General features: G+C 54.8%; 26 protein-coding genes. 8 read left to right on the top strand and 18 right to left on the bottom strand.

The window, feature by feature from the left end:
* Nucleotides 1-44 precede the first annotated feature (44 nt).
* The 4 genes from JQN59_RS22020 (at nt 45) to JQN59_RS22005 (ending at nt 3,529) form a co-directional block, all read left to right on the top strand.
* Nucleotides 45-2,309 (top strand): hybrid sensor histidine kinase/response regulator, encoded by a 2,265-nt coding sequence (locus JQN59_RS22020; protein WP_149608178.1) that lies wholly within the window; start codon nt 45-47, stop codon nt 2,307-2,309.
* A 69-nt stretch (nt 2,310-2,378) separates the two neighbouring features.
* The gene (gene yjdP / locus JQN59_RS22015; RefSeq protein WP_003031807.1) at nt 2,379-2,708 is read left to right on the top strand and encodes a DDRRRQL repeat protein YjdP; all 330 of its coding nucleotides are present in this window, start codon (nt 2,379-2,381) and stop codon (nt 2,706-2,708) included.
* A 156-nt stretch (nt 2,709-2,864) separates the two neighbouring features.
* Nucleotides 2,865-3,167, top strand: a complete 303-nt coding sequence (locus tag JQN59_RS22010; protein ID WP_032942116.1) for a type II toxin-antitoxin system RelE/ParE family toxin — start codon at nt 2,865-2,867, stop codon at nt 3,165-3,167.
* Nucleotides 3,168-3,187: 20 nt separating this feature from the next.
* Nucleotides 3,188-3,529 (top strand): HigA family addiction module antitoxin, encoded by a 342-nt coding sequence (locus tag JQN59_RS22005; RefSeq protein ID WP_008786950.1) that lies wholly within the window; start codon nt 3,188-3,190, stop codon nt 3,527-3,529.
* Nucleotides 3,530-3,581: 52 nt separating this feature from the next.
* On the opposite strand, the gene phnP is transcribed toward JQN59_RS22005, so the two are convergent.
* The 16 genes from phnP to JQN59_RS21925 form a co-directional block, all read right to left on the bottom strand.
* Complete coding sequence (gene phnP / locus JQN59_RS22000; RefSeq protein WP_149608179.1) at nt 3,582-4,340, bottom strand: phosphonate metabolism protein PhnP; 759 nt, start codon at nt 4,338-4,340, stop codon at nt 3,582-3,584.
* Between the two features lie 8 nt (nt 4,341-4,348).
* Nucleotides 4,349-4,783 (bottom strand): aminoalkylphosphonate N-acetyltransferase, encoded by a 435-nt coding sequence (gene phnO, locus JQN59_RS21995; protein ID WP_048215113.1) that lies wholly within the window; start codon nt 4,781-4,783, stop codon nt 4,349-4,351.
* Nucleotides 4,770-5,324 (bottom strand): ribose 1,5-bisphosphokinase, encoded by a 555-nt coding sequence (gene phnN / locus JQN59_RS21990; RefSeq protein ID WP_048215112.1) that lies wholly within the window; start codon nt 5,322-5,324, stop codon nt 4,770-4,772. The genes phnO and phnN overlap by 14 nt, the downstream gene beginning before the upstream one ends.
* Before the next feature lie 2 nt (nt 5,325-5,326).
* On the bottom strand, nt 5,327-6,463 hold the full coding sequence (phnM, locus tag JQN59_RS21985; protein WP_149608180.1) for an alpha-D-ribose 1-methylphosphonate 5-triphosphate diphosphatase: 1,137 nt from the start codon (nt 6,461-6,463) through the stop codon (nt 5,327-5,329).
* Nucleotides 6,460-7,146 carry a phosphonate C-P lyase system protein PhnL gene (phnL, locus tag JQN59_RS21980; RefSeq protein WP_003826708.1) on the bottom strand — a complete coding sequence of 229 codons (687 nt, stop codon included), beginning with the start codon at nt 7,144-7,146 and terminating at the stop codon, nt 6,460-6,462. The genes phnM and phnL overlap by 4 nt, the downstream gene beginning before the upstream one ends.
* A 121-nt stretch (nt 7,147-7,267) precedes the next feature.
* On the bottom strand, nt 7,268-8,026 hold the full coding sequence (phnK, locus tag JQN59_RS21975; protein ID WP_003844769.1) for a phosphonate C-P lyase system protein PhnK: 759 nt from the start codon (nt 8,024-8,026) through the stop codon (nt 7,268-7,270).
* A complete protein-coding gene (gene phnJ, locus JQN59_RS21970; RefSeq protein WP_049259807.1) occupies nt 8,023-8,814 on the bottom strand; it encodes an alpha-D-ribose 1-methylphosphonate 5-phosphate C-P-lyase PhnJ in 792 nt (263 codons plus the stop codon). Before phnJ ends, phnK begins: the two co-directional genes overlap by 4 nt.
* A gap of 46 nt (nt 8,815-8,860) precedes the next feature.
* On the bottom strand, nt 8,861-9,928 hold the full coding sequence (locus tag JQN59_RS21965) for a carbon-phosphorus lyase complex subunit PhnI (protein WP_048215109.1): 1,068 nt from the start codon (nt 9,926-9,928) through the stop codon (nt 8,861-8,863).
* Entirely contained in the window at nt 9,928-10,524 is a 597-nt protein-coding gene (gene phnH / locus JQN59_RS21960; protein WP_008786957.1) for a phosphonate C-P lyase system protein PhnH, read from the bottom strand. The genes JQN59_RS21965 and phnH overlap by 1 nt, the downstream gene beginning before the upstream one ends.
* Nucleotides 10,521-10,973, bottom strand: a complete 453-nt coding sequence (gene phnG, locus JQN59_RS21955; protein ID WP_008786958.1) for a phosphonate C-P lyase system protein PhnG — start codon at nt 10,971-10,973, stop codon at nt 10,521-10,523. The genes phnH and phnG overlap by 4 nt, the downstream gene beginning before the upstream one ends.
* Entirely contained in the window at nt 10,974-11,699 is a 726-nt protein-coding gene (gene phnF, locus JQN59_RS21950; protein ID WP_020996086.1) for a phosphonate metabolism transcriptional regulator PhnF, read from the bottom strand. It abuts the gene before it with no gap.
* 20 nt (nt 11,700-11,719) lie between these two features.
* Entirely contained in the window at nt 11,720-12,499 is a 780-nt protein-coding gene (phnE, locus tag JQN59_RS21945) for a phosphonate ABC transporter, permease protein PhnE (protein WP_016155398.1), read from the bottom strand.
* A gap of 133 nt (nt 12,500-12,632) precedes the next feature.
* Nucleotides 12,633-13,649 carry a phosphonate ABC transporter substrate-binding protein gene (gene phnD / locus JQN59_RS21940; protein ID WP_008786961.1) on the bottom strand — a complete coding sequence of 339 codons (1,017 nt, stop codon included), beginning with the start codon at nt 13,647-13,649 and terminating at the stop codon, nt 12,633-12,635.
* A 23-nt stretch (nt 13,650-13,672) separates the two neighbouring features.
* Nucleotides 13,673-14,461: a phosphonate ABC transporter ATP-binding protein gene (gene phnC / locus JQN59_RS21935; RefSeq protein ID WP_048215106.1), complete on the bottom strand. Its 789-nt coding sequence runs from the start codon at nt 14,459-14,461 to the stop codon at nt 13,673-13,675.
* A gap of 132 nt (nt 14,462-14,593) precedes the next feature.
* Nucleotides 14,594-15,043 carry a VOC family metalloprotein YjdN gene (gene yjdN, locus JQN59_RS21930; protein WP_048215105.1) on the bottom strand — a complete coding sequence of 150 codons (450 nt, stop codon included), beginning with the start codon at nt 15,041-15,043 and terminating at the stop codon, nt 14,594-14,596.
* Between the two features lie 139 nt (nt 15,044-15,182).
* Entirely contained in the window at nt 15,183-15,518 is a 336-nt protein-coding gene (locus JQN59_RS21925) for a zinc ribbon domain-containing protein YjdM (protein ID WP_003031835.1), read from the bottom strand.
* A 541-nt stretch (nt 15,519-16,059) separates the two neighbouring features.
* On the opposite strand from JQN59_RS21925, the gene crfC reads away from it, so the two are divergent.
* A complete protein-coding gene (gene crfC / locus JQN59_RS21920) occupies nt 16,060-18,417 on the top strand; it encodes a clamp-binding protein CrfC (protein ID WP_136392398.1) in 2,358 nt (785 codons plus the stop codon).
* Complete coding sequence (locus tag JQN59_RS21915; protein WP_048227455.1) at nt 18,414-19,307, top strand: diguanylate cyclase regulator RdcB family protein; 894 nt, start codon at nt 18,414-18,416, stop codon at nt 19,305-19,307. The genes crfC and JQN59_RS21915 overlap by 4 nt, the downstream gene beginning before the upstream one ends.
* Before the next feature lie 30 nt (nt 19,308-19,337).
* Here the strand turns inward: JQN59_RS21915 and kdgT are convergent, their stop codons facing one another.
* Nucleotides 19,338-20,336, bottom strand: a complete 999-nt coding sequence (gene kdgT / locus JQN59_RS21910; protein WP_128317538.1) for a 2-keto-3-deoxygluconate transporter — start codon at nt 20,334-20,336, stop codon at nt 19,338-19,340.
* A gap of 699 nt (nt 20,337-21,035) precedes the next feature.
* Between kdgT and proP the strand changes: the two genes are divergently transcribed.
* Together proP and pmrR are read left to right on the top strand one after the other, a co-directional pair.
* A complete protein-coding gene (proP, locus tag JQN59_RS21905) occupies nt 21,036-22,538 on the top strand; it encodes a glycine betaine/L-proline transporter ProP (protein WP_003826737.1) in 1,503 nt (500 codons plus the stop codon).
* Between the two features lie 987 nt (nt 22,539-23,525).
* Nucleotides 23,526-23,615, top strand: a complete 90-nt coding sequence (gene pmrR / locus JQN59_RS21900) for an LpxT activity modulator PmrR (RefSeq protein ID WP_003826741.1) — start codon at nt 23,526-23,528, stop codon at nt 23,613-23,615.
* Here pmrR and pmrB read toward each other — a convergent pair.
* The gene (gene pmrB, locus JQN59_RS21895) at nt 23,609-24,682 is read right to left on the bottom strand and encodes a two-component system sensor histidine kinase PmrB (RefSeq protein WP_103015279.1); all 1,074 of its coding nucleotides are present in this window, start codon (nt 24,680-24,682) and stop codon (nt 23,609-23,611) included. The genes pmrR and pmrB overlap by 7 nt on opposite strands.
* Nucleotides 24,683-24,684 lie beyond the last annotated feature (2 nt).

Genomic DNA, 24,684 nt, shown 5'->3' with positions numbered 1-24,684 from the left:
CGTTCATATTTGTCATATTGCGATTTTTCTTCACGGAGCGTGATATGCCGCAACCGGGACGTCACTTTTTCGCCAGTGCGCGCGGACGATTGCTGTTCTTCAATCTGCTGGTGGTGGCTGTCACGCTGATGGTGAGCGGCGTGGCGGTGCTGGGTTTTCAGCATGCCAGTCAGATTCAGGAGCAGGTGCAGCAGCAAACCGTTGACGACATGACCGGCAGCATGAACCTGGCGCGGGATACGGCGAATGTGGCGACAGCGGCGGTGCGGTTGTCGCAGGTGGTCGGGGCGCTGGAATACAAAGGGGAAGCGGAGCGGCTGCAGGAGACGCAAAGGGCGCTGAAGCAGTCGCTGGAACAACTGGCTACCGCGCCGCTGGCACAGCAAGAGCCGGTGCTGGTCGAGCGTATTATCCAGCGCAGTAATGAACTACAAAGAAGCGTAGAAGGGATGTTGCAGCGCGGGCAGCGGCGACACCTGGAGCGTAACGCGTTGCTCAGTTCGCTGTATCAAAATCAAAGCTATTTACGTCATCTGCAAAAGTTGACCGGCGCGCAGGATGATGCGCTGCTGGGGCAGATGGACCGCTTAATTGTTGCCGCCATCGACACGCCCACGCCGCGTTCGGTGGTGAAACAACTGGATGCGGTGATGCCTGCGCTTCCCTTGCGCCATGCTAGTCCGCTGATTAGCGGTATCCTCAACGACTTCAACCAGGAACTGCATAAGCTGGAGCCGCTCTCTTACGCGCTGGAGCAGAGCGATTTGGCCATCAACTGGTATATGTTTCATATCAAAGCGCTGGTGGCGATCCTCAACAGCGATATCAATCAGTATGCCTCGCAGGTGGCGCTGATCTCAGAGCAACGGGTGGCGCAAAGCCATCAGGAACTGCAATCCGGCGCGTTGTTTATTTTAGTGTTTGCGCTGCTGGCGGTGGTGATCACCGGTTTTGCTGGGTGGTATATCTACCGTAATCTCGGTTCCAACCTGACGGCCATTTCACGGGCGATGACCCGGCTGGCGCACGGTGAATCAGACGTCAGCGTACCGGCCCTGCAGCGTCGTGATGAGTTAGGCGAGCTGGCCCGCGCCTTTAGCGTCTTTGCCAGGAATACGGCGTCGCTGGAGCACACCACCCGACTGCTAAAAGAAAAAACCAGCCAGATGGAAATCGATCGCACCGAACGTCAGGGGCTGGAAGAGGCGCTGTTGCACAGCCAAAAGCTGAAGGCGGTGGGGCAATTGACGGGCGGATTAGCACATGATTTCAATAACCTGCTTGCGGTTATTATTGGCAGTCTGGATCTGGTGAATCCGGAGTCGCCCGATGCGCCACGGGTCAATCGGGCGCTAAAAGCCGCCGAGCGTGGGGCGTTGCTTACCCAGCGACTGCTGGCCTTTTCGCGCAAACAGTCGTTGCACCCTCATGCGGTGGAGCTGAAAACGCTGCTGGAAAATCTGGGCGAACTGATGCGCCACTCTCTTCCGGCCACGTTGACGCTGGAGATTGAAGCCCAGTCTCCCGCCTGGCCCGCGTGGATTGACGTCAGCCAACTGGAAAACGCTATTATCAATCTGGTGATGAACGCCCGTGACGCCATGGACGGGCAGGCGGGCACGATTAAAATCCGTACCTGGAATCAGCGGGTCACGCGCAGCGATGGGCGCAAGCAGGATATGGTGATGCTGGAGGTTGCCGACCAGGGGAGCGGGATGTCACAGGAGGTGAAAGCCCAGGTCTTCGAGCCGTTTTTCACCACCAAACAGACCGGTAGCGGCAGCGGACTGGGGCTGTCGATGGTTTACGGTTTTGTGCGCCAGTCCGGAGGTCGGGTGGAGATTGAAAGCGCTCCCGGGCAGGGAACGACGGTCAGGCTACAACTGCCTCGCGCCGTTGTGCCGGTGCAGGCTCAGGCAGAACCGGTGGCGGTACATGCGGCGAACAGCGGTGAAAAACTGGTGTTGGTGCTTGAAGATGAAGCCGATGTACGCCAGACGTTGTGCGAGCAGTTACACCTGCTGGGCTACCTGACGTTAGAGGCCGCCAACGGCGAACAGGCGATGCATATGCTGGCGGCTTCATCCGAGATTGATATTTTAATCAGCGACTTAATGCTACCAGGAGGGTTGAGCGGCGTGGATGTGGTGAATCATGCGCTGGCACATTATCCGCAGTTGTCCATCCTGCTGATTAGCGGTCAGGATTTACGTCCGGCGCATAACCCGGCGTTGCCGGATGTGGCGCTATTGCGTAAGCCTTTTACTCGGGGAGAGCTGGCGCAGGCGCTGCGGCATTCGCGTAATTGAGATTCCTCCGCTACCCGCGCAAATACGCTTTGATTACCGTGGGGCGAGTTTCTTGATGAGGCTGGTTTTATGCAACGCTCCGCGACATTCCTTCTTTTTAGTTTACTAATGCTGACCACCGTATCGGCACAGGCGGATATTATCGATGACGCCATTGGTAATATTCAGCAGGCGATTAACGACGCATACAAACCGGACAACGGGCGGGATTATGATGACTCCCGTGATGAAAGCTGGCAGCGCCAGATGAGTGACGACCGGCGCAGGCAATATGACAATCGCCGCCGCCAGTTTGAAGATCGACGTCGCCAACTGGATGACCGCCAGCGCCAGCTCGATCAAGAACGGCGTCAGTTAGAAGACGAAGAGCGCAGAATGGAAGAAGATTACGATCGTTAGCGGTAACGATTTAAATTTATGGGTATTTTATCTTTCTGGCAGGGATTTACCTGCTCGCCCAACAGCTCACCATTTTATGTTAATGAACGCACTTGAGCACAGTGCATGTATGCACTACAATCTCTCTATGCTTATGGAAAAGGTGCTGGCAATGGAATGTCTAAATCATTAAATATCAGAAATTTTCGGGATACATGGCTTGAAGATTTTTTTGAACGGGCGACATCGCACAGAAAAATACCTGCGGATATTCACACTGCATTAGCCAGAAAGCTGGATATCATTAATGCGGCTGTTTCGCATCGGGATTTGCGCTCGCCACCCGGTAACAGATATGAAGAGTTAACCGGAAAATTACAGGAATATTCTTCAATCAGAGTAAACAAGCAGTACCGATTAATATTTAAATGGATTAATGGTAAGGCCGAAGATGTGTACTTAGATCCACACATCTATTAGAGAAAACGTAAGGTAACGATATGAAACAGGCATCCAGAAAACCAACGACTGTGGGTGATATCCTGCAATATGAATACCTGGAACCGCTTGATCTGAAAATCAACGATCTGGCTGAAATTCTGCATGTTCACCGCAATACAGTGAGCGCACTGGTCAACAATAATCGCAAATTAACAACGGATATGGCGTTTCGTTTGGCAAAAGCGTTCGATACCTCCGTTGATTTCTGGCGTAACCTACAGGCGGCGGTTGACCTGTGGGAAGTTGAAAATGACATGCGGGCGCAAGAAGAACTGAACCGGATTGTTTCAGTTAAAGATTTTATTGCGCAGCGAGATGTCGGCGCAAAAAAAGTCGCTTAATCATCTGTTTGTAGGCCGGATAAGATGTTTTCATCGCATCCGGCAATTTTCCTTACTCCAGCACAATCTCCATTCCGTCATATCCTGCCTCAATCCCTACTGGTAGCGGATGTTCCATCATCCACAGGTCAAACTGATGGCTGATATGCGTCAGGATCACCCGTGGGCAGCGGATAACTTCGTTTAAGGCGATAACGGTGTTTAAATCACAATGATTGCGCGGTGGCTCGGCGCGCGGGGCATGGCTGCAGTCGATGATAATCACCTGAGGCTGGTTATTGTGGAGAAACTTCAACGTCTTGTCGGGAAGTACGGCGGTATCGGAGAGCCACGCCACGCGGCTATGTGCGGTCTCCAGCAGATAACCAAACGTCAGCTTTGAATGGTTGAGCGGTAGCGGCGTTACCTGCAATCCTTGCAGGTCGAACACCACGAACGGTGCCACGGTATGGCTAAAATCGAGGATGCCGGGATGCTTAAACAGATCGTCGCAACCCTGTTCATCCGACGGACCGTACACCGGGATAGTCGCCCCCACACCCCAGCGCAACGGAAACAGCCCTTGCACATGATCCATATGATAGTGGGTCAGTAGAAACTGCTGGAAGCTGCCCGCCGGCCAGTCGTCCATCAGATGTGGGAGCCCTGCGTCCAGCAGCGTCACCGTATTATTGAACTTGACCACCCCGCTACAAGGGCGTCGACGGTATTGCGCCTGTAAGCGTGCTCGTTGGCAGGCCGCACAGTCGCAGCCATATGTCGGCACCAGCTGCGCGCCGCCCGTTCCCGTCAGCGTAATGGTCAGACCCATGGCTCCCCCTACAACGGTTTAGTGAAGCGAAAATGGCTCTGGGTATAGCCTTCGCGCTGATAAAAACGGTGAGCGTTAAGGCGTTGAGTGCTGGTGGAAAGCTCGGTCATCTCTGCACCCGCTTCGCGCGCGGTGGCTTCGGCCCAGGCCAGTAACTGACTGCCTACCGTTAATCCTCGCGCCTGCGGCATCACCACCAGTTCCTGTATTTCGCCAATCCAGTTAGCGTGGTGCAGATGAAACTGCAGATGCAGACCAATCAAGCCGACGACCTGTCCGTCGAGCAGCGCCAGTTGGTAGTGCATATTGGGATCTTGCAGATTTGCGGCGTACCCGGCACTAAAGGCCTGCAGGTCGAATTGACCCTGTTTCAACTCACAGATGAGCGCATAAACCGCATCGGTATCGTATAGCGTTGCGCGGCGTAATTCACAGACAGACATGTTTCTTCTCCTTGCGTCCCATCAGTGTGAGTAGTGTATCGACAGACTGTAGTAAACTTCCATCGTTGTTCAGGACGTGGCAGTCATACGGGGCGTAGCGGGCTGCGCGCTCAAGACGGGCGGCGATTTCCGTTTCGCTCTCCCGTCCACGAGCCTGCAAGCGCTGGCGTAAAATCGCCGGAGAAACCTGTAAGCAAATGGAGAGTAAAGATGTGCCGTAACGGGCCTGCGCCTGGGGCAGATGTGCACGCGAGCCGTTGACCACCACATCAAAACCGGCGTGTAGCCAGAGGTCAATCTCCACACCAACGCCGTAGTAGAAGCCATTGGCGTGCCAGCTCAGTGCCAGCAGGTTCTGCCCGGCGCGGGTAAAAAATTCTTGTTCGCTCAGCGCAATATGATTTTCATTCCCGGCGTTGGCGGCGCGGGTGATGTAACGGTGCGCCACCAGCAGTTGCGCCGGTTCCTGCTGGCGGAGTTCGGCCAGCAGACTGTCCTTACCGGAGCCGGATGGCCCCATCAGCCAGATCAGTTTACCCATAGTCAGAATACCCTTTTGCCCTGACGCCAGACGTGGTCGATATGGATGTTGCCGCCTTTGCGGTGTGCCAGCACCAGATCCGCGCGTTTGCCTTCGGCAACAACGCCACGATCGTCGAGATTTAATGCCCGCGCCGGATTGCGGGTCACCATGTGAATGGCCTGCGGCAGGGTAAAGCGGTTGGCGTCGTCATCCGCCACGCGAAATGCCGCGTCGAGCAGGCTGGCGGGGTAGTAATCGGAAGAAAGAATATCCAGTAGCCCCAGCTCAGCCAGCTTATGCGCCGCCACATTGCCGGAATGAGATCCTCCGCGCACGATGTTCGGCGCGCCCATCAGCACGTTCATACCATGCTGGCGCGAGGCTTCAGCCGCTTCGAAGGTGGTGGGAAATTCGGCGATCACGCTGCCAAGCTGGTGCGATTCCAGCACATGATCATGGGTGGCATCATCATGGCTCGCCAGCGCAATCTGGCGCTCACGACACATCTGGGCAATCGCCGCGCGATTGGGCTGTGACCAACGCGCCGCCAGCGCTAACTGTTCTTCTTCATAGCGGGCCATCTGCTCGTCGGTGAGCGAATACTTGCCTTGATAATACTCGCGGTACTTCTCGCGATTGGCGAACTGACGCTGGCCTGGCGAGTGATCCATCAGCGACACCAGCGTTACCGGCTCGCGGCTGACCAGTTTTTCAAACAGCGGCAGGGTAGTGTGATGCGGCAGCTCACAGCGCAGGTGCAGGCGATGCTCGGCGCGATTGACCCCGCGCTTTTGCGTCTCTTCGACCGCATTGATCATCTTCTCCAGATTTTCCAGACGGTCGCCGCCGTCGCGCACATCGCCAATTGCCACCGCGTCCAGCACGGTGGTAATGCCGCTGGCGACCATTAGCGCGTCGTGACTGCTCATCGCCGAGTGGGCAGGCCAGTCTACCTTCGGGCGCGGGGTGAAAAATTTGTCGAGATTATCGGTATGCAGCTCGATAAGCCCTGGTAGCAGCCAGCCGCCTTCGCCGTCCAGCGCCTCAGGTAGGCTGCTCGGACTTTCTGCAAAGGTGCGAATGACTCCGCCCTCGATTTCCAGCGATCCTTGCGCCACTTCATCTTCCAGTACCAGCTTTACATTATTGATAATCATGCTGTTGTTCCCATCAGATGCAGACGATCCGCTACGCGGTCGCGCACGGTTTGATCGTGAAAAATGCCGACAATTGCTGCGCCGCGGGCTTTCGCTTCTTCAATCAATGCAACGACGGCGGCGCTGTTTTTGGCGTCCAGCGAGGCGGTAGGCTCATCGAGCAGCAGAATCGGGTAATCGACGATAAACCCACGGGCGATGTTGACGCGCTGCTGTTCACCGCCGGAAAAGGTCGACGGCGCCAGGTGCCACAACCGCTCCGGCACGTTCAGGCGGGTAAGCAGGTTAGCTGCTTTGGCTGCACACTCCTCACGGGAGACCCCCAGATCCAGCAGCGGTTGCATCACCACATCCAGCGCGGAAATCCTCGGGATCACGCGCAGGAACTGGCTCACCCAGCCGATGGTTGAACGGCGAACCTCCAGTACTTTGCGCGCCGGGGCCTGCACCAGATCGACCCATTCATCGCTGTGGCGGATGTGGATGTGTCCTTCATCCGGCAGGTAGTTGGCGTACAGCGAACGCAGCAATGTGGATTTGCCGCTGCCCGAGTGACCGTGCAGCACCACGCATTCGCCGCTTTTAACGTCCAGAGTGGCGTTTTGCAACACCGGCAGACGCACACCGTTTTGCTGATGCAGGACAAAAGTTTTACTGACATTTTCAACGCGGATCGCGTTCATTTTTAGCCTCTTTAGACATTTTTGCGTTCGATTGCCTGATGGCGCTTCGCTTATCAGGCCTACAACCAATGCCGCTCCGTAGGCCGGATAAGGCGCAGCCGCCATCCGGCACAACAAAAAATCAGTTCTGCAACACCGACGACACCAGCAACTGGGTATACGGATGATGCGGGTCGTCGAGCACGCGGTCGGTTAACCCACTTTCCACCACCTGACCTTGCTTCATCACCAGTAAACGGTCGGCCAGCAGGCGCGCGACGCCCAAATCGTGGGTGACAATCACTACCGCCAGATCAAGTTCCACCACCAGGCCGCGCAGCAGGTCCAGCAGTTTGGCCTGTACGGAAACGTCCAGCCCGCCGGTAGGTTCGTCCATAAACACCAGTTTGGGATGGGTGACGAGATTGCGGGCAATCTGCAGGCGCTGCTGCATGCCGCCAGAAAAGGTGGTGGGCAGATCGTCGATACGCGAGGCAGGGATCTCCACCTCCTCCAGCCAACGCTGCGCGGTGGCACGAATGTCGCCATAGTGGCGCGCGCCGGTGGCCATCAGACGTTCGCCGATATTGCCGCCTGCGGAGACCTGACGGCGAAGGCCATCCAGCGGATGCTGATGCACCACGCCCCATTCGGTGCGCAGCAGACGGCGACGGTCGGCCTCATTCATGCCGTACAGCGAACGGTTCTGATACAAAATCTCACCGCTCTGCGGCGTCAGCCGTGAAGAGATCGATTTCAGCAGCGTGGTTTTGCCGGAACCGGACTCGCCGACGATGCCCAGCACTTCGCCTGGCCACAGGTCAAAAGAGACATCGCTGAAGCCTTTTCCCGGCGCGTAGAGATGGGTCAGGTTGTTGACTGAAAGCAGCGGTTGCGTCATTTGCTGAGGGCCTCGCTCTGTTGGCGGCAGTAGTCGGTGTCGGAGCAGACAAACATGCGTTTGCCGGTGTCATCGAGCACCACTTCATCGAGATAGCTGTGGGTTGAGCCGCAGATGGCGCAAGGCTCATCCCAGCTCTGCACGGTAAACGGGTGATCGTCGAAATCGAGGCTCTCCACGCGGGTGTAAGGTGGAACGGCATAGATACGCTTTTCGCGGCCAGCGCCAAACAGTTGCAGGGCCGGCATCATGTCCATCTTTGGATTGTCGAATTTCGGGATGGGCGACGGGTCCATGACGTAGCGGTCATTGACCTTCACCGGATAGGCGTAAGTGGTGGCGATATGGCCGAAGCGGGCGATATCTTCATACAGTTTCACCTGCATGATGCCGTACTCTTCCAGCGCGTGCATGGTGCGAGTTTCCGTTTCACGCGGTTCGATAAAGCGCAGCGGCTCAGGGATCGGTACCTGGAAGATGATTATCTGATCTTCCACCAGCGGCGTTTCCGGGATGCGGTGGCGGGTCTGGATCAGCGTCGCATCTTCCGTACGCTCAGTGGTATTCACCCCGGTCACACGCTTGAAGAAATTACGAATCGACACGGCGTTAGTGGTGTCGTCTGCGCCCTGGTCAATCACCTTCAGTACGTCCGGCTCGCCAATCACGCTGGCGGTAAGCTGAATACCGCCGGTTCCCCAGCCGTAGGGCATCGGCATTTCACGTCCGCCAAACGGGACCTGGTAACCCGGGATTGCCACCGCTTTCAGAATTGCGCGGCGGATCATGCGTTTGGTCTGCTCATCAAGATAGGCAAAGTTGTAGCCGGAGAGGTTAGTGGTCACGGGTGGCCTCCTGTTGCAGGCGTTTGAGCAGTTCCAGTTCGGCCTGGAAATCGACGTAATGGGGAAGTTTGAGGTGCGAAACAAAACCCGCCGCCTCGACGTTATCCGCATGCGCCAGCACGAACTCTTCGTCCTGCGCCGGTCCTGTGACCGTTTCATCGTATTCGGCTGCCTGTAGGGCGCGGTCCACCAGCGCCATCGCCATCGCTTTACGTTCGCTCATACCGAACACCAGCCCGTAGCCGCGGGTAAAATGGGGAGATTCGTTTTCTGGTGCGACAAACCCGTTCACCATTTCGCATTCGGTCATCAGCAGTTCGCCGACGTTCACCGCAAATCCCAGCTCTTCCGGTACGGTTTCCAGTGCCACATAGCCGCTGCGGATTTCGGCGGCAAACGGGTGGTTGCGCCCGTAGCCGCGCTGGGTGGAGTAGGCCAGCGCCAGCAGATAGCCCTCGTCACCGCGCATCAGCTGCTGCAGACGTGAAGCGCGTGAGCAGGGGTAAACCGGCGGCGTGCGGGTGATGTCGTCGGGTGTCGCGCCATCATCCTCTTCACGCTTTGCCAGCCCCTGGTTGGCCAGCAGGGAAAAAACGTGCGGGGAGGCATCCTGCGCGCCGTCTGCGCTGCGCAGAGGCGGCGTTTCGCCATTGGCCAGCAGGGTAAAATCCAGCAGGCGATGGGTGTAGTCATAGGTTGGACCCAACAGTTGCCCGCCGGGAATATCTTTGTAGACCGCCGAGATTCGGCGCTCAAGGCGCATTTCTGCACTGTTAAGCGGCTCGCTGACCGCCACTTTTTCCAGCGTAGTGCGGTAGGCGCGGAGCAAGAAGATGGCTTCGACGTTATCGCCGCTGGCCTGCTTCAGCGCCAGTGCCGCCAGTTCGCGGTCGGCGATGCCGCCTTCGGTCATTACCCGGTCAACGGCCAGGTTCATCTGCTGTTCGATTTGTGCCACGCTCAGTTCAGCTATGGTTTCATCGCCCCGGCGTCGGTTTTCCTGTAGGGCGTGGGCGTTGGCTATCGCCTTTTCGCCCCCTTTGACGGCGACGTACATCAGCACACCTCCACATGGGTGGTTCGCGGAATAGCCAGCAGGCGTTCGCCGCAGGTGAGGATCAAATCGACCCCCAGTGGGAACGGGTGCGGGCGTTCGGTGAGTTCGTGAATCAGGCATTCCGGCAGCTGTGGCGCGATCATGCGCTCTTCGGCAATGCCCGCTCCGGTCAGACGCAGCATGCGTCCGCCGCTTAAGCCAGAGACCTGCACAATCAGCGTGGCGCTGGTCTCTGGCGCGACGGCTGAACCGGCGGAGAGGGCGTTAAGCTGTTCGCTGCTGATGCGCTCGTCGGCGACGGCAAAGGCCGCCAGCTGCGGCTGATCCACCAGCGGCGCGTTGGTATGAAAACGCAGGTTCTGGCGGGCAATATCGTTATCCATCGACGGCGCCAGCCAGACCGGCGTGTCGCCATCGACCAGGGTCAGCAGCACGCTGGTGGTCGCCAGACCCAGCGGCTGCCAGCCATGTTTCAGTTGATGCAGGGCGACGATTACGCCCGGTTCGCTCATGGCTTTCAGCAGGCGACGAAAGCTCTGCTGAGCATCCTGAACGGGTAAATTAAAAGCGGTCAGAAGTGCTGTAGATCGTGTCATGCGTTATCTCCGCGTACCAGCGTGAAGAAGTCGACCCGGCTGGCGTTGACTTCGGCACGGCGTGCGTTAATCAGCGCATCGCGTTCCGCTTCCAGCGGGGCAATTAAGGTTTCCATTAGGTTCTGGAAATGCGTTTGTTCCTGCAGCAGTGCGTCAATCACCGCGCACTGCTCGGCATGTTGTTTATTGCGTCCCAGCAGGTAGCTGTAACCCAGCGTGCCGCTCTTCAGGCGTACCACTGCGCGGGTAAGCGTGGTGTCGCCAGCAAAGAAGCGGTTGCCGGTACCGCCCATACGGGCCTGGATCTGCATCAGTCCGCTTTCCGGAGCGCGGATAAGTTCATAGTCCGGCGTTAGTTTGAGCGCGGTGATGCGGGCGTTCAGGGCATCGGCATTGCTGTAAGCCAGCGCGCGCATCCAGCGCTGGCGGGTGGCGGTATCGAAATGCATTCAGTGCTCCATAGTGAATTCGATCATGTCGGCGCGGGTCAGGCTGACGGAGTATTCCGCCGCGTGTTCTTCGCCTTCACGGTGGTTCAGGGTGCGCACGCACAGCAGCGGCGCCATATTGGGGATTTCCAGTACCTTGCTCTCTTTGGCCTGCGCGCGGCGGGCGCTGATGCGCGTTTGCGTGCGTAGCAGCGTCAGACCGGACTGTTCGCGCAGGTAGTCATGCAGTGAACCGCTGTTGAAGCCTTGCAGCAGCGGCCACAGCGAGAGGTCGGAAAAATAGTGGTCGATCTGGCACAGTGCGATGCCGTTAACCCGGCGCAGGGTGCGCAGGTGAATCACGTTATCGCCCTCGTTTATGCTGAGCGCATCGGCAATGTGGCTGGAGGCCGGACGCAGCACCGCCAGCAGTTTTTCGCTGGTGGGATGGCTGCCCTGGTCCAGCAGATTCTGACTAAAGCGCGCCTGGGCATTAAGCGGGTAATCGAACGGGCGCATCAGCACCAGCACGCCGACGCCCTGACGACGCTGAACCCAACCGCGTTCAACCAACTGGTCAATGGCGCGGCGCAGGGTGTGGCGGTTTACCTCGTAGCGCGCGGCAAGCTGATGCTCGGCGGGCAGATAGTCACCGCAGCGATAATGTTGACGTAGCTCCTGCTCAAGTCTCGCGGCAATTTCCTGATAACGCGTTGGATAACTGGTCGGATGTGTAGACAAGTGCATAGCAATCAATGCCTCGCTAATCAGATAAAGTGCTTACGCAAACGCTGGGAAAGGAAATCCAACAGGCTGACGGTGACGATGATTAACACCATCAGGGCGCAGGTTTGCTGGAACTGAAAGCCGCGAATCGCTTCCCATAAGGTCACGCCAATACCGCCTGCACCCACCATTCCGACCACCGTGGCCGAGCGAACGTTGGATTCAAAGCGATACAGCGAGTAAGAGATAAGCAGCGGCATGACCTGTGGCAGAACGCCGTACAGAATCTCTTCAATTTTGTTGGCACCGGTGGCGCGAATGCCTTCTACCGGACCTGGCTCAATAGCTTCTACCGCTTCGGAAAGCAGCTTGGAGAGCACCCCGGTAGTGTGGATAAACAGCGCCATCACCCCGGCGAATGGGCCTAACCCGACGGCGACCACGAACAGCATGGCGAAGACCATTTCATTGATGGCGCGGCAGGCGTCCATCAGGCGACGCATCGGCTGGTAAATCCACCACGGCACGAGGTTATCGGCGCACATCAGGCCGAAGGGAATCGACAGCACAACGGCGAGGGCAGTCCCCCAGACGGCAATTTGCAGGGTGACGGCCATTTCACCGAGATAGTCCTGCCACTGGCTGAAGTCCGGCGGGAAGAAGTCGGCGGCGAAGGTCGCCATATTGCCGGAATCCTGGATCAGCGTGAGCGGGGCCATTTCGGCACCTTTCCACGAGACCACCAGCACGGCGAGAAGAATGGCCCAGCTCAGCAGCGAGAACCAGCTACGTTTGGGCGGGGCGACGGTGATGGTTTGCATGTTTAGCTCCTGGGTGTCGATGTTTCGGGTCTGTTGTAGGCCGGATAAGGTGCTGGCACCGCCATCCGGCATGGAATCCCTTGCATTGCCTGATGGCGCTGCGCTTATCAGGCCTACAATTTGGTCACCAGGTTTACTGCACCGCTTTGGTGACGCTGGTCATAGCGCCCAGTGCGGCGGTCAGACGGTCAAGGTCATCGAGCTGCGCTTTCAATGCCGAGGTTTTGCTGGTTTTCTCTTCCTCGTTCAGCCCTTTGTTGTCCTTCACACCCTGCATCTCTTTAAACAGTGCCAGCTGGCGAATCGGCACCAGTTGCAGATCGCTGGAGGCGCGGAACGGTGCCCATCCCAGGCGTTCCAGTACGGTTTTCTGTTCCGGCGTTTTGCCGTAATTCATAAAGAAGTCGTACACCTTGTCCTTGGTGGTTTCGGAGAGGTTTTTACGCCAGACGATCGGATCGCCCGGGATCAGCGGCGACTTCCAGATCACCTTCAGCTCTTTCAGTTTTTCCGGTGCGGAAGTTTTCAGCTTGTCGAGGTTTTCGGTGTTGTTGGTGGCGACATCGACCTGCTTGTTGGCGACGGCCAGCGCGTTGGTTTCGTGTCCGGCGTTAACGGTGCGTTTGAAGTCGCTGGCGGAGATGTTGTTTTTGGCGAAGACGTAGTAGCCGGGGACGAGGAAGCCTGACGTTGAGTTGGGATCGCCGTTGCCGAAGGTCAGATCCTTACGTTTGGCGATCAGATCGTTCAGGTTATTGATCGGGCTGTCTTTGTTAACGATCAACACGCTCCAGTAACCTGGGGATCCGTCGGCGGCGACGGTCTGGGCAAACACTTGCCCGTTAGCGCGATCCACCGCTTCCATTGCCGAGAGGTTGCCGTACCAGGCGATATCAACTTTGTTAAAGCGCATTCCCTGGATGATCCCGGCGTAGTCCGGGGCGAAGAAGGCGTTCACTTTCACGCCCAGTGATTTTTCCATGTCCTTCAGGAACGGTTCCCACTGCGGTTTCAGATTTTGCTGTGATTCGGTCGAAATAATGCCAAAGTTCAGCGCTTTTTCTTGCTCTTCGGCATGGGCCGGGGTGAGCAGTGTGCTGAGACTAAACATGCTGGTGAAGGCCAGCGCGGCAACGGTCTTATAGCTCATTTCCATTCCTCATTGTGGGGATGTCAGGCAGCCTGCGCGTTCTGTTCGACGCGGTTCATGCTGCGGTAGAGATGGTCAAAACGATCGTTATCAAAATGCTGGCTGCTGCCATCAAAGAAGACGTTGCCCTGGCGCAGCGCGACGATGCGTTCGCAGTAGCGCAGGGCGTAATCCACCTGATGCAGCGTGACGACCACGGTGATGCCGTCGGTCTGGTTTATCTCGCGTAGGGTGTCCATCACGATCCGTGCGGATTCCGGGTCCAGCGAAGCAATCGGCTCGTCGGCGAGGATCACTTTGGCCTGCTGCATCAGTGCGCGGGCGATTGCGACACGCTGCTGTTGCCCACCCGAAAGTGTGGAAACGCGCTGGTATGCAAAGTGCGCCATGCCCACGCGGGTCAGCGCCTGGAGCGCGCGCTGTTTTTGTTCCTGGCTAAACCAGCTAAAACAGGTGCGCCAGAACGGCGTGCTGCCGAGCGCGCCAATCAGGACGTTCTCCAGCACCGTCAGGCGGTTCACCAGATTGAACTGCTGGAAGATGTAGCCGGTGTGGGCACGGCTTTTGCGGATATCGCGCGCCAGGCGGCCTTCATGTTGAACGGTGCGGCCCAGCAGCTCGACGCGGCTACCGGGGGATTTATCACCGGTGATCAAACCGCTTAAATGACGTAAAAGGGTGGATTTGCCGGAGCCAGACGGCCCAAGCAGAGCCACCATCTCACCGGAACAGATGTTCAGATCAACCGCATTGAGCGCCTGATGTTGATTGAAGGACTTGGAGAGTTTCTCGACGCGAATAATCGTTTGCATGATGCGGCCTCCCTAAAAAAGTGGCCCCATCGTGGCGGATTAATGTGACGTTTTCGTTAAGGGATGGTTACTAGACGATGAAGAGTTGAGCGCTATTTGATGACAGTACGGGAGGGCTGGCCTCCCGTTGGATTACTCTGTAGGGGGTTGCTGTTGTTTGACGACGTTGATCATCCACGGCACGCCATACTGGTCGCTCACTTTACCGAAACCGTGGGCCCAGAAGGTTTCCTGCCAGTCCATTTCGATTTTTCCGTTTGCTGCCAGGTTATCAAACCAGCGTTTGCCTTCATCGACGTTTTGCGTGTCGAGCACCAGCGTGAAGCCAGAGTAGTGAGCATTTCCGTCCGGGGCGCTATCGCTCATCATGATGTCACTGCCCGCAACGCGCAGGTTGGCGTGGGCGATGGCGGTGTCGGGGAATTTCATGCCTGAAGGGCAACCATCTTCGCTTTCCTGCGCCGATTTGGGCATTTCACCGAAGTTGATTTTGTAGAGTAGCTCAGCGCCTAACGTTTTTTGATAGTAGGCGATAGCGTCAGCGCAGTTGCCTGCAAAGGAGATATAGGGACTTAACGGCATAATCTTTACCTCAGGTAAAAGAAGCCAATTAAGTGTAGTTAGCGTCTGCAAAAATAAACCAGGCGGGAAGTATGAGCTTCCCGCCTGGCAGATGAGCTGGTGTTGACCTGATTAGCGTCGCGCTATCAGGCAATTTGCATCAGTTCTTTTTCACAAACTCAGATTTCAGCTTCATTGGGCCAAAGCCATCGATTTTGCAATCGATGTTGTGGTCACCTTCAACCAGACGAATGTTTTTCACTTTGGTACCAATCTTCAGCATGGAAGAGCTACCTTTTACCTTCAGGTCTTTCACGACGGTCACGCTGTCGCCGTCAGCCAGCAAGTTGCCGTTGGCATCTTTAACGATCAGTTCGTCGCTATCCTGCGCCGGTTCAGCATCGTTCCATTCGTGAGCGCATTCCGGGCAGATGAACATGCCGTTATCTTCGTAAGTGTATTCGGAGTTGCATTGCGGGCAGTGTGGTAATGACATGTGGATTTCCTCAAAAGTCAGCAGGGGCAAATGCGCCCAAAAAATGGCAGATTGCCGAAAAAGGCCGCAATTATACATAAAATCCCTGCATTTGTCGGGACTACTGCGCGATTACGCAAAATGATCTGCTGTAAAGACCCTCTGCTTTCACCTCAATGAAAGTATGGCGGAATATTTTTTAAGGGAAATTGCTACGCTTAGATATTTAAGATAAGGTGAGGCGAAATATCTGATATTCATAGGTAACATTGCTTAGAAATGCCTAAGTCATTGTGATTGAATATCATTGAACCCCTTAAATTTAGTAGGGGGATTCCGCTGGCATTTTTTAAAACTGAACTACGCTGTCTATCTTTCTTACTTATTTTCATAAGTGAGAGGCATCGGGCCAGCGGTTATACACCAAATTTATTTTAATAATATCAATTGGTTGTTTTGATTTTAATTATTTCTATACGTAATTATAAAAGCCAAAAAATCTATAAATAAAACGATTGGGCTAAATAAAAGTAATGCTATTTGCGTTAAGGAAAAATTTTCCATGCACACACAGACAATTTATGAATTAAGTCAGGAAGCGGAACGCTTGCTGATGCTCTCGCTTGAACATCTCAGGCAATTGCAAAAATTGCCCGTGACCTCGTTGGATGATGTCGCGCTAAAACAAGGAGAGCATAGCAGTCAGGTTGTTCAGCCCCTGCATTTCAGCGCGCGTGGCATGGATGTCCAGCAAGCAACGCTCAATAATGAGCTGCGCAAGATTACGCGTCTGGAAATGGTGCTGGCGATTGTTGGCACCATGAAAGCGGGAAAATCGACGACGATTAACGCGATTGTGGGGACAGAGGTGTTACCTAATCGTAATCGCCCCATGACGGCGTTACCAACGCTAATACGCCATACGCCGGGGCAGAAAGAGCCGGTGCTGCATTTTTCACATGTCGCGCCGATCGATGCCTTAATGAAGGTTTTGCAGCAACGCGTGCGCGAGTGCGATCGCCTGCGTCTTACGCAGACCCTGGAAATTGACAAGGATATGAATGTCCTGCTGCAACATATTGAAAATGGTGTGGCATTTGAACGGTATTATCTTGGCGCACAGCCTATTTTCCATTGTCTTAAAAGCCTGAACGACCTGGTGCGCCTGTCAAAAGCATTGGACGTTGATTTTCCTTTTGCTGCCTATGCTGCGATTGAGCATATTCCGGTTATTGAGGTTGAATTTGTCCATTTGGCCGGACAGGCAAGCTACCCAGGGCAATTAACGCTGCTGGATACGCCGGGGCCGAACGAGGCGGGACAACCGCACTTACAAAAAATGCTCAATGAACAGCTGGTGCGGGCCTCTGCGGTGCTGGCGGTGTTGGATTACACCCAACTGAAATCGATTTCCGATGAGGAAGTGCGTCAGGCGATTATGGCGGTCGGCAAGTCAGTTCCGCTGTATGCGCTGGTGAACAAGTTCGATCAGAAAGACCGCAACAGTGACGATGAAGACCAGGTGCGGGCGTTGATTTCCGGCACATTGATGCAAGGCGGAATCGCCCCTGAAAGAATTTATCCGGTCTCCTCAATGTGGGGCTATCTGGCAAACAGGGCGCGTCATGAGCTGACGACGCGCGGGCGACTGCCGGATCATCAGGAGCAACGTTGGGTGCAGGATTTTGCCGAAGCGGCGCTTGGCAGACGCTGGCGCACCACCGATCTTGACGATACGGAACACATCCGCCATGCCGCCGACCTGTTGTGGGAAGACTCGCTGTTTGAACAGCCGATCCAGAAAGTGATCCACGCCGCTTATGCTAATGCTTCGTTGTATGCGCTTCGCTCTGCGTCACATAAGTTATTGAACTATGCACAAAGCGTGCACGAATATCTGGAATTTCGCGCCCACGGGTTAACGGTCGCCTATGACAAACTGCGGCTGAACATCACGCATATTGAAGAGGATATGCAGCAGTTAGAAGTGAGCCAGGGGCGGGTGAGCGATGAAGTCAGCCATGAAGTAGAACTGGCGCTGGAGGCTGCCGCTGCCTATCTCAGTGAGCAACAGACTGAGATTCTTTGCGGTATCAATACGTTCTTTGTCAAAGATAACGTCCTGATGATGTCACAACACGGTCTGGGGAATGCTGTGAATACGGCAGAAATGGCCGGAGAGATGTTGGTGCTGCATGATGAAGGGCAGGCGAAAATTGTGTTAGATAAAATTCGCTCATCCTGTGAGGGGGTATTGCTGGCGGCGCAGGAAAGCATCAGCCGGGACTTAGCCCTGCGTTTTGAACAGCTTGAGTCGACGCTCTCCCGGGCGCTAAATGACGCGATGCGGCCAATTGAGCAAAGGGTGAAAGAGGAGCTAAACCACGCCGGTTTTCGTGCGCGGATCCGTTTTCCAGCGTTCCATACGGCGATGTTTAATTTCAATACCCGCCAATTGTTTAACGAGGCCATTGAGCAGGATATTCCGGCAGAAAATGCGCCGTCTACTGGCGGTGTGGTGCGTGACACTTTCTCTCGTTGGCTAAATCAACCCAACTGGGGATGGAATGATTACGTCGAAACAAAAACGCGTTATCTCATTGATATGGGCGCATTGCATAAAAACCTTGTGCAGTACGTCTCCCAGTTTTGCCAACAAATTCGTAAAGCTTTAGCTGCTCAGGTCGATATCTCCGTTACGGCTGGCATGGCCACATTTTTTGCTGATTTCTCTCTGTGCCTGGCGCAATTGCAGGCGAGTCTGAGTGAGAGCCTGACGCTACGCCAACAAAATGAATCGGCGGTGAATGCAATGAATGAGCAATTGCAGCAGCGCATTACGATTGCGGCATGGCTTTATGAAGATTCCCGATTGCTGCGTGACGATATCAATACCCTTTTTGCAACCGAGCACACATGACTAACGTTTTACTGGAAGGCCCCGGGAGGACGCTGGAGTGTGTCTACCCGAAGTTTATGGTCGATCTGGTTCAGGGAGATGAAACCAAACGTTCCGGCGGTTTTCTGCAACAGCAGAAGCGGCTGCGTGCGCGTCTGACGCAGGAAGTGTTATCCCAAACGCAACTGCGTGCGTGGGTGATGGCGGGAGTGTCCAGCGAGCATCTGGTGATGCGCCTTAAGCTGGTGGAGAAGCTGGCAGGCATGATTGACCCGGGTCATCTGGCGCTAGTACGGATCGCCGAAGGGCTGATGTTTTTGCAACAAACAGAACACCCGCGTGGGCTTTCAACCCCCGGTCTTTTACAGCAAATAAATTCACTGACTGACTGGTTTACCCAACGCGCGGCGTATAAAGAGAAGGCGCTGACCCAGCGCGGCCTCACGGTTCAGGCGGGCGAGCATAGCGAACAAATTTTTACCCGCTGGCGGGCTGGCGCGTATGACGGCTGGTCGTTACCAGGACGCTGTTTTGTCGCGCTGGAGGAGCTACGTTGGGGAGCTTTTGGTGATGCCTGCCGGTTAGCGAATGCCGATGTGGTGTTAATGCTAAAAGATAACCTGCGAACCATGGCGGCTCAGGCATTGGCGGACAGCGTGAATGCAGCGCCCGCTACGCGTCATTATTATCATCATTGGCTCAGCACGCCAGCTGTCGGCGGATCGGGCGAGTATAACGATATGCTGAGCTGGCTGGGGAGCTGGTGCGATGCGCAACGTCATCCGGTAAGCTGGTCGGTGACGCAGCGTTGGCAAAATGTGGCGCTGGGAATGCCGCGATTGTGTTCGGCAAAGCGGCTGGTCGATGCGATGGTTGAGGAGATTTTTGCACCGACCCTGCTCGTCAATTGAGCAGGGCTGGTGAGTAGGATAAAGGCAGGTTTAGTGGTGCAGAGAGTCTGCCGGGGTGGCCACCGCTTCGTTGGCGACCAGGTTTTTATTAAAACGTTTGGCGTACAGCGCGGTGATAATCGGCACCAGAATGGCGGTGACAATTACGCTGGCGGCAACCAGCGCCGTAGCGGATGCGGCAACCGGTTCGAACGCCGGATTAATCTGGGCGATAATCACCGGGTTTGCTACCGCAGCGCCTGCTGCTGAAGAGGCTGCGACGCCTGCCGTACCGTTCCCGCCACCAATAACACGGTCAGCAATAATCAGCGGGATACCGGTGATGACGATAACCGCGACACCCAGCATGATACCCAGCAGACCGGTATCAACGATCACGCTCAGGTTAATAGTGTTACCCAACGCGAAGCCGAAGAACGGGATCAACACCGGTGTGGCTTTGCTGAAGAAAGAACGCAGGTCGTGATCCAGGTTGCCCAACGTAAAGCCAATCAGGAACGGTAATACCGCGCCGATGAAATGGTGTGGCTCGAAGGAGGCCAGACCCGCAGAGCCGAGGATCACCATGGTCATTAACGGACCGGATTCCAGAGACATCAACACAAATGCGCCGGACTCTTCTTTGGTGCCGTACTGGTTCATCAGACTGGCGTACAAACCACCGTTGGTCATGTCCATTGCGGAGACAATTGCCAAAACTGAGAGGCCTGCAAAGAACCCAGTTTGAATACCGGTATCAGGAATAAATGAAGCAGCAATCATTGCCACTACCCAAGCCACGGCTATTTTGGTTATTACCAGCGTACCGGACTTGCGTAATACCGTACCGGTTGCCCGCAAATCGATAGATGCGCCGATACAAAAAAACCACACTGCCAGAATCGGTACCGTTCCGCTGATCATTCCTTTGGTAAACGAACCGAAATACGCACCGGTATCCGGAGCTAACGTATTTAACACTGCGCCTAATAACAGAGGAATCAACATCATTCCGCCGGGGATGCGTTCAATCGTGGCTTTAATTTTCATAAACGTCCTCATGTCTTGTCGCTGCTAAAACTCGCGCAAGAGGGTAAAAATTAATAAATTCAAATGGTTACTGGTATTTCTTAACAAAGAAAATCGCTATCTCTTTGTTTTATAAAATCTAACGCGGCATACGTTGAGCGTGTTGCTGCTCCCAGGGATATTGCGTCTGGAATTAGTTTGCATTCATGGGAACATTGATTCAATCAAAATAAAACGATGTTTTAGTTATCTTCATCACATATTCCGCGCAAAAGTTTCCGGTCGGTCTGATTATTAAAAAAGCTGTGATCTTTTTGTGAAGGGATTAGGTGGTTTTTTTGCTAGCAGAATAATAGTGACCGCTGTGATTGTTGGTGCAATAAAGCGATTTATTCTTGTATTTAATTGTCAGTAAATCGCAAGCATTACATGTAAAAAAGCTGACTAAGAATGACCTAATTTACGCATGTTGACGAAATGAAAAACTATATGTGAAGTTGATCACAAATTTAAACGCTGTTAGGGTAAAGAGGTCATTAACCGCCCAATCAGGCGTCAACAGGTTCGGTTGTACTGTGCGTTTCTCGTCAGTGTAAGTAAACCTGCTACGCTTGTTACAGGGAATGCGCCTGTGCATTCCCCGCTCGGTGATGACCCTGACGCATGGGCGTTAGGGGACTCGAACTGGAGCGTGACAGGGCTAAGTCTATGAGGACGAGTATGCTAAAAAGGAAAAAAATAAAACCGATAACGCTGCGCGACGTTACCATCATTGATGACGGTAAATTGCGAAAAGCCATTACCGCAGCGTCGTTAGGTAATGCGATGGAGTGGTTCGATTTTGGTGTTTATGGATTTGTTGCTTACGCATTAGGTAAAGTGTTCTTCCCGGGGGCTGACCCCAGCGTGCAGATGGTTGCTGCACTCGCCACCTTCTCTGTTCCCTTTCTGATTCGACCGCTTGGCGGATTGTTCTTCGGTATGCTCGGCGATAAATACGGTCGTCAGAAGATACTCGCTATCACCATCGTGATCATGTCGATCAGTACATTCTGTATCGGTCTTATTCCCTCTTATGCCTCAATTGGTATCTGGGCACCGATTCTGCTGTTGCTGTGTAAGATGGCGCAGGGGTTCTCGGTCGGCGGAGAGTATACCGGGGCATCGATTTTTGTCGCAGAGTACTCGCCAGACCGTAAGCGCGGATTTATGGGCAGTTGGCTGGACTTCGGCTCGATTGCCGGGTTTGTGCTGGGCGCGGGCGTGGTGGTCCTGATCTCAACTATCGTCGGCGAGGATAACTTCCTTGAGTGGGGCTGGCGTATTCCGTTCTTCCTGGCTCTACCGTTAGGGCTGATTGGTCTGTACCTGCGCCATGCGCTGGAAGAGACGCCGGCGTTCCAGCAGCACGTGGATAAACTGGAGCAGGGCGATCGTCAGGGTCTGCAGGAAGGTCCTAAGGTCTCGTTTAAAGAGATTGCGACTAAGCACTGGCGCAGCCTGTTGGCATGTGTTGGTCTGGTGATTGCCACCAACGTCACCTACTACATGCTGCTCACCTATATGCCGAGCTATCTGTCGCATAACCTGCATTACTCTGAAGACCACGGCGTGTTGATTATTATTGCCATCATGATTGGTATGCTGTTTGTGCAGCCGATTATGGGGTTGCTCAGCGACCGTTTCGGGCGTCGTCCGTTTGTGATCATGGGCAGTATTGCGCTGTTTGTGCTGGCGATTCCGGCATTTATTCTGATTAACAGTAACGTTATTGGCCTGATTTTCGCCGGATTGTTGATGTTGGCGGTGATCCTCAACTGCTTTACCGGGGTGATGGCGTCAACGTTACCGGCGATGTTCCCGACGCATATTCGCTACAGTGCGCTGGCCGCCGCGTTTAATATCTCGGTATTAATCGCCGGTCTGACTCCGACATTGGCCGCATGGCTGGTGGAAAGCTCGCAGAATCTGATGATGCCCGCTTATTATCTGATGGTGATTGCGGTAGTAGGTTTGATTACCGGCGTGACCATGAAAGAGACGGCTAATCAGCCGCTGAAAGGCGCGACACCTGCTGCTTCGGATATTCAGGAAGCGAAAGAGATCCTCGGCGAACACTACGATAACATTGAACAGAAAATCGAAGATATCGATCAGGAAATTGCTGAGCTACAGGTTAAGCGCACGCGTCTGGTGCAGCAGCATCCGCGTATTGAAGAGTAACGGTGTTATTGCCTGATGGCACTACGTTTATCAGGCCTACGGGCAGCGTTGTACTTTCGTAGGCCGGATAAGGCGCTAGCCGCCATCCGGCGCATGGACCGGGCATTCGTGTTATTGCCTGATGAGACTACGTTTATCAGGCCTACGGGCAGTGTTGTACTCAGTAGGCCGGATAAGGCGTTAGCCGCCATCCGGCGCATGGCCCGGGCATTCGTGTTATTGCCTGATGGCACTACGTTTATCAGGCCTACGGGCAGCGTTGTACTTAGTAGGCCGGATAAGGCTCTAGCCGCCATCCGGCGCATGGCCCGGGCATTCGTGTTAATGCCTTGGCACTACGTTTATCAGGCCTACGGGCAGCGTTGTACTTTCGTAGGCCGGATAAGGCGCTAGCCGCCATCCGGCGCATGGCCCGGGCATTCGTGTTAATGCCTGATGGCACTACGTTTATCAGGCCTACGGGCAGCATTGTACTCAGTAGGCCGGATAAGGCTCTAGCCGCCATCCGGCGCATGGCCAGGGCATTCGTGTTATTGCCTGATGGCACTACGTTTATCAGGCCTACGGGCAGCATTGTACTCAGTAGGCCGGATAAGGCGCTAGCCGCCATCCGGCGCATGGCCCGGGCATTCGTGTTATTGCCTGATGGCACTACGTTTATCAGGCCTACGGGCAGCATTGTACTCAGTAGGCCGGATAAGGCGCAAGCCGCCATCCGGCGCATGGCCAGGGCATTCGTGTTATTGCCTTGGCACTACGTTTATCAGGCCTACGGGCAGCGTTGTACTCAGTAGGCCGGATAAGGTGTTAGCCGCCATCCGGCGCATGGCCAGGGCATTCGTGTTATTGCCTGATGAGACTACGTTTATCAGGCCTACGGGCAGCATTGTACTCAGTAGGCCGGATAAGGTGTCTTATGATATCAACTTAAGGTTGGCTTAATCTGTGTCAGGCAAACTCTCCTCCATAGTTTCGGAGGAGAGTGTCATGAAAACCCGTATTTATGAAAGTTTGACCACCGTGTGCAGTGTGCTGATTGTCAGCAGCTTTTTGTATGTGTGGGTGAGCTCTTACTGATTTTTCGCCAATTCCACCCATGCGCGAGTGCCGCTGGCTCCCTGGCGATTTTGCAGATAGAAATGCCCGTGATGTAACTGGGTGATGCGACTGACAATGCTCAGCCCCAGCCCAATCCCACCAAAACGGCTGTCCATACGGACGAATGCTTTACTTAACTCCCCGCATTTACTTTCATCAATGCCCGGCCCTTCATCTTCGACGGCCAGGACGGCATCATGCTCGGTGTTCAGGCTAATCGTAATATGGGTGCCTTCCGGGCTGTAACGATGCGCGTTTTCCACCAGATTTCGTAGCAGCATCCGCAACAGCGTAGCATCGCCACGCACGACAACGTCCGCCGCGCTTTGTGGCAGGAGCAGCGTCTGTTTACGTTGGTCCAGCATGGTGCTGAGTTCATCGTAGGAGGGCAGAATAACGTCCTCCAGCAGTTTGACATGCTGGTAGCTCCCGGCCGAAAACGACTGTCCGACGCGGGCGAGTTGCAGCAGCTGCGATACGCTGTCCATCATTTGATCAAGGCGGGCAATCAACGGCGTAACGTCGACCTTATGGGTTTTGGATAATAATTCCAGATGCAGGCGAACGCCTGACAGCGGTGTGCGCAGTTCGTGGGCGACATCGGCGGTAAATAAACGTTCGTTTTCAATAGTGCTGGTCAGCCGCGTTACCAGGTCATTGAGCGCTGAGACAACGGCCTGGATCTCAACGGTTGAGCTGTGAATTTCAATGGGGGCCAGGTTATCGGCTGCTCGCGCCTCTAACTCTTTTTGCAGATCGGCAAGGGGACGGGTAATACGTCGCACCGCCTGGTAGCAAATTAGCAGCGTCAGGCTGACCATAAAGATGCCGGGGACGATCAGGCTGGCGATAGCCTCGCGGATCTCATGCATGATGTGGCGATCGTTGTTACGGTTATCGCGCAGCGCCTGTTCGAATAACTGTATTTGCTCGGTACTTTCGTGCCACAACCAGAAGGTGCTAATGAGCTGAAAGACCAGCAGAATTAGACCGATCGTCAGTATTAACCGTTGGCGAAGAGGGAGAGGTCGTTTTAGATATTGCAGCA

The sequence above is a fragment of the Citrobacter sp. B72 genome, from assembly GCF_016894305.1.
GTDB classification, from domain to species: Bacteria; Pseudomonadota; Gammaproteobacteria; order Enterobacterales; family Enterobacteriaceae; genus Citrobacter; species Citrobacter portucalensis.
The sequence above is the reverse complement of the archived record's forward strand: the minus strand, read 5'-3'. Positions and strand labels throughout refer to the sequence as shown.

Excerpts from the sequence above, each read along its gene's own strand:
- phnH (WP_008786957.1), bottom strand. The coding sequence starts at position 10,524 with ATGACACGATCTACAGCACTTCTGACCGCTTTTAATTTACCCGTTCAG.
- kdgT (WP_128317538.1), bottom strand. The coding sequence starts at position 20,336 with ATGAAAATTAAAGCCACGATTGAACGCATCCCCGGCGGAATGATGTTG.
- phnC (WP_048215106.1), bottom strand. The coding sequence starts at position 14,461 with ATGCAAACGATTATTCGCGTCGAGAAACTCTCCAAGTCCTTCAATCAA.
- phnD (WP_008786961.1), bottom strand. The coding sequence starts at position 13,649 with ATGAGCTATAAGACCGTTGCCGCGCTGGCCTTCACCAGCATGTTTAGT.
- yjdP (WP_003031807.1), top strand. The coding sequence starts at position 2,379 with ATGCAACGCTCCGCGACATTCCTTCTTTTTAGTTTACTAATGCTGACC.
- phnN (WP_048215112.1), bottom strand. The coding sequence starts at position 5,324 with ATGGGTAAACTGATCTGGCTGATGGGGCCATCCGGCTCCGGTAAGGAC.
- JQN59_RS22020 (WP_149608178.1), top strand. The coding sequence starts at position 45 with ATGCCGCAACCGGGACGTCACTTTTTCGCCAGTGCGCGCGGACGATTG.
- proP (WP_003826737.1), top strand. The coding sequence starts at position 21,036 with ATGCTAAAAAGGAAAAAAATAAAACCGATAACGCTGCGCGACGTTACC.
- phnE (WP_016155398.1), bottom strand. The coding sequence starts at position 12,499 with ATGCAAACCATCACCGTCGCCCCGCCCAAACGTAGCTGGTTCTCGCTG.
- phnM (WP_149608180.1), bottom strand. The coding sequence starts at position 6,463 with ATGATTATCAATAATGTAAAGCTGGTACTGGAAGATGAAGTGGCGCAA.
- JQN59_RS21915 (WP_048227455.1), top strand. The coding sequence starts at position 18,414 with ATGACTAACGTTTTACTGGAAGGCCCCGGGAGGACGCTGGAGTGTGTC.
- phnL (WP_003826708.1), bottom strand. The coding sequence starts at position 7,146 with ATGAACGCGATCCGCGTTGAAAATGTCAGTAAAACTTTTGTCCTGCAT.
- phnP (WP_149608179.1), bottom strand. The coding sequence starts at position 4,340 with ATGGGTCTGACCATTACGCTGACGGGAACGGGCGGCGCGCAGCTGGTG.
- phnO (WP_048215113.1), bottom strand. The coding sequence starts at position 4,783 with ATGTCTGTCTGTGAATTACGCCGCGCAACGCTATACGATACCGATGCG.
- crfC (WP_136392398.1), top strand. The coding sequence starts at position 16,060 with ATGCACACACAGACAATTTATGAATTAAGTCAGGAAGCGGAACGCTTG.
- pmrR (WP_003826741.1), top strand. The coding sequence starts at position 23,526 with ATGAAAACCCGTATTTATGAAAGTTTGACCACCGTGTGCAGTGTGCTG.
- phnJ (WP_049259807.1), bottom strand. The coding sequence starts at position 8,814 with ATGATCCGCCGCGCAATTCTGAAAGCGGTGGCAATCCCGGGTTACCAG.
- phnG (WP_008786958.1), bottom strand. The coding sequence starts at position 10,973 with ATGCATTTCGATACCGCCACCCGCCAGCGCTGGATGCGCGCGCTGGCT.
- JQN59_RS22010 (WP_032942116.1), top strand. The coding sequence starts at position 2,865 with ATGTCTAAATCATTAAATATCAGAAATTTTCGGGATACATGGCTTGAA.
- JQN59_RS21965 (WP_048215109.1), bottom strand. The coding sequence starts at position 9,928 with ATGTACGTCGCCGTCAAAGGGGGCGAAAAGGCGATAGCCAACGCCCAC.
- JQN59_RS21925 (WP_003031835.1), bottom strand. The coding sequence starts at position 15,518 with ATGTCATTACCACACTGCCCGCAATGCAACTCCGAATACACTTACGAA.
- phnK (WP_003844769.1), bottom strand. The coding sequence starts at position 8,026 with ATGACGCAACCGCTGCTTTCAGTCAACAACCTGACCCATCTCTACGCG.
- phnF (WP_020996086.1), bottom strand. The coding sequence starts at position 11,699 with ATGCACTTGTCTACACATCCGACCAGTTATCCAACGCGTTATCAGGAA.
- JQN59_RS22005 (WP_008786950.1), top strand. The coding sequence starts at position 3,188 with ATGAAACAGGCATCCAGAAAACCAACGACTGTGGGTGATATCCTGCAA.
- yjdN (WP_048215105.1), bottom strand. The coding sequence starts at position 15,043 with ATGCCGTTAAGTCCCTATATCTCCTTTGCAGGCAACTGCGCTGACGCT.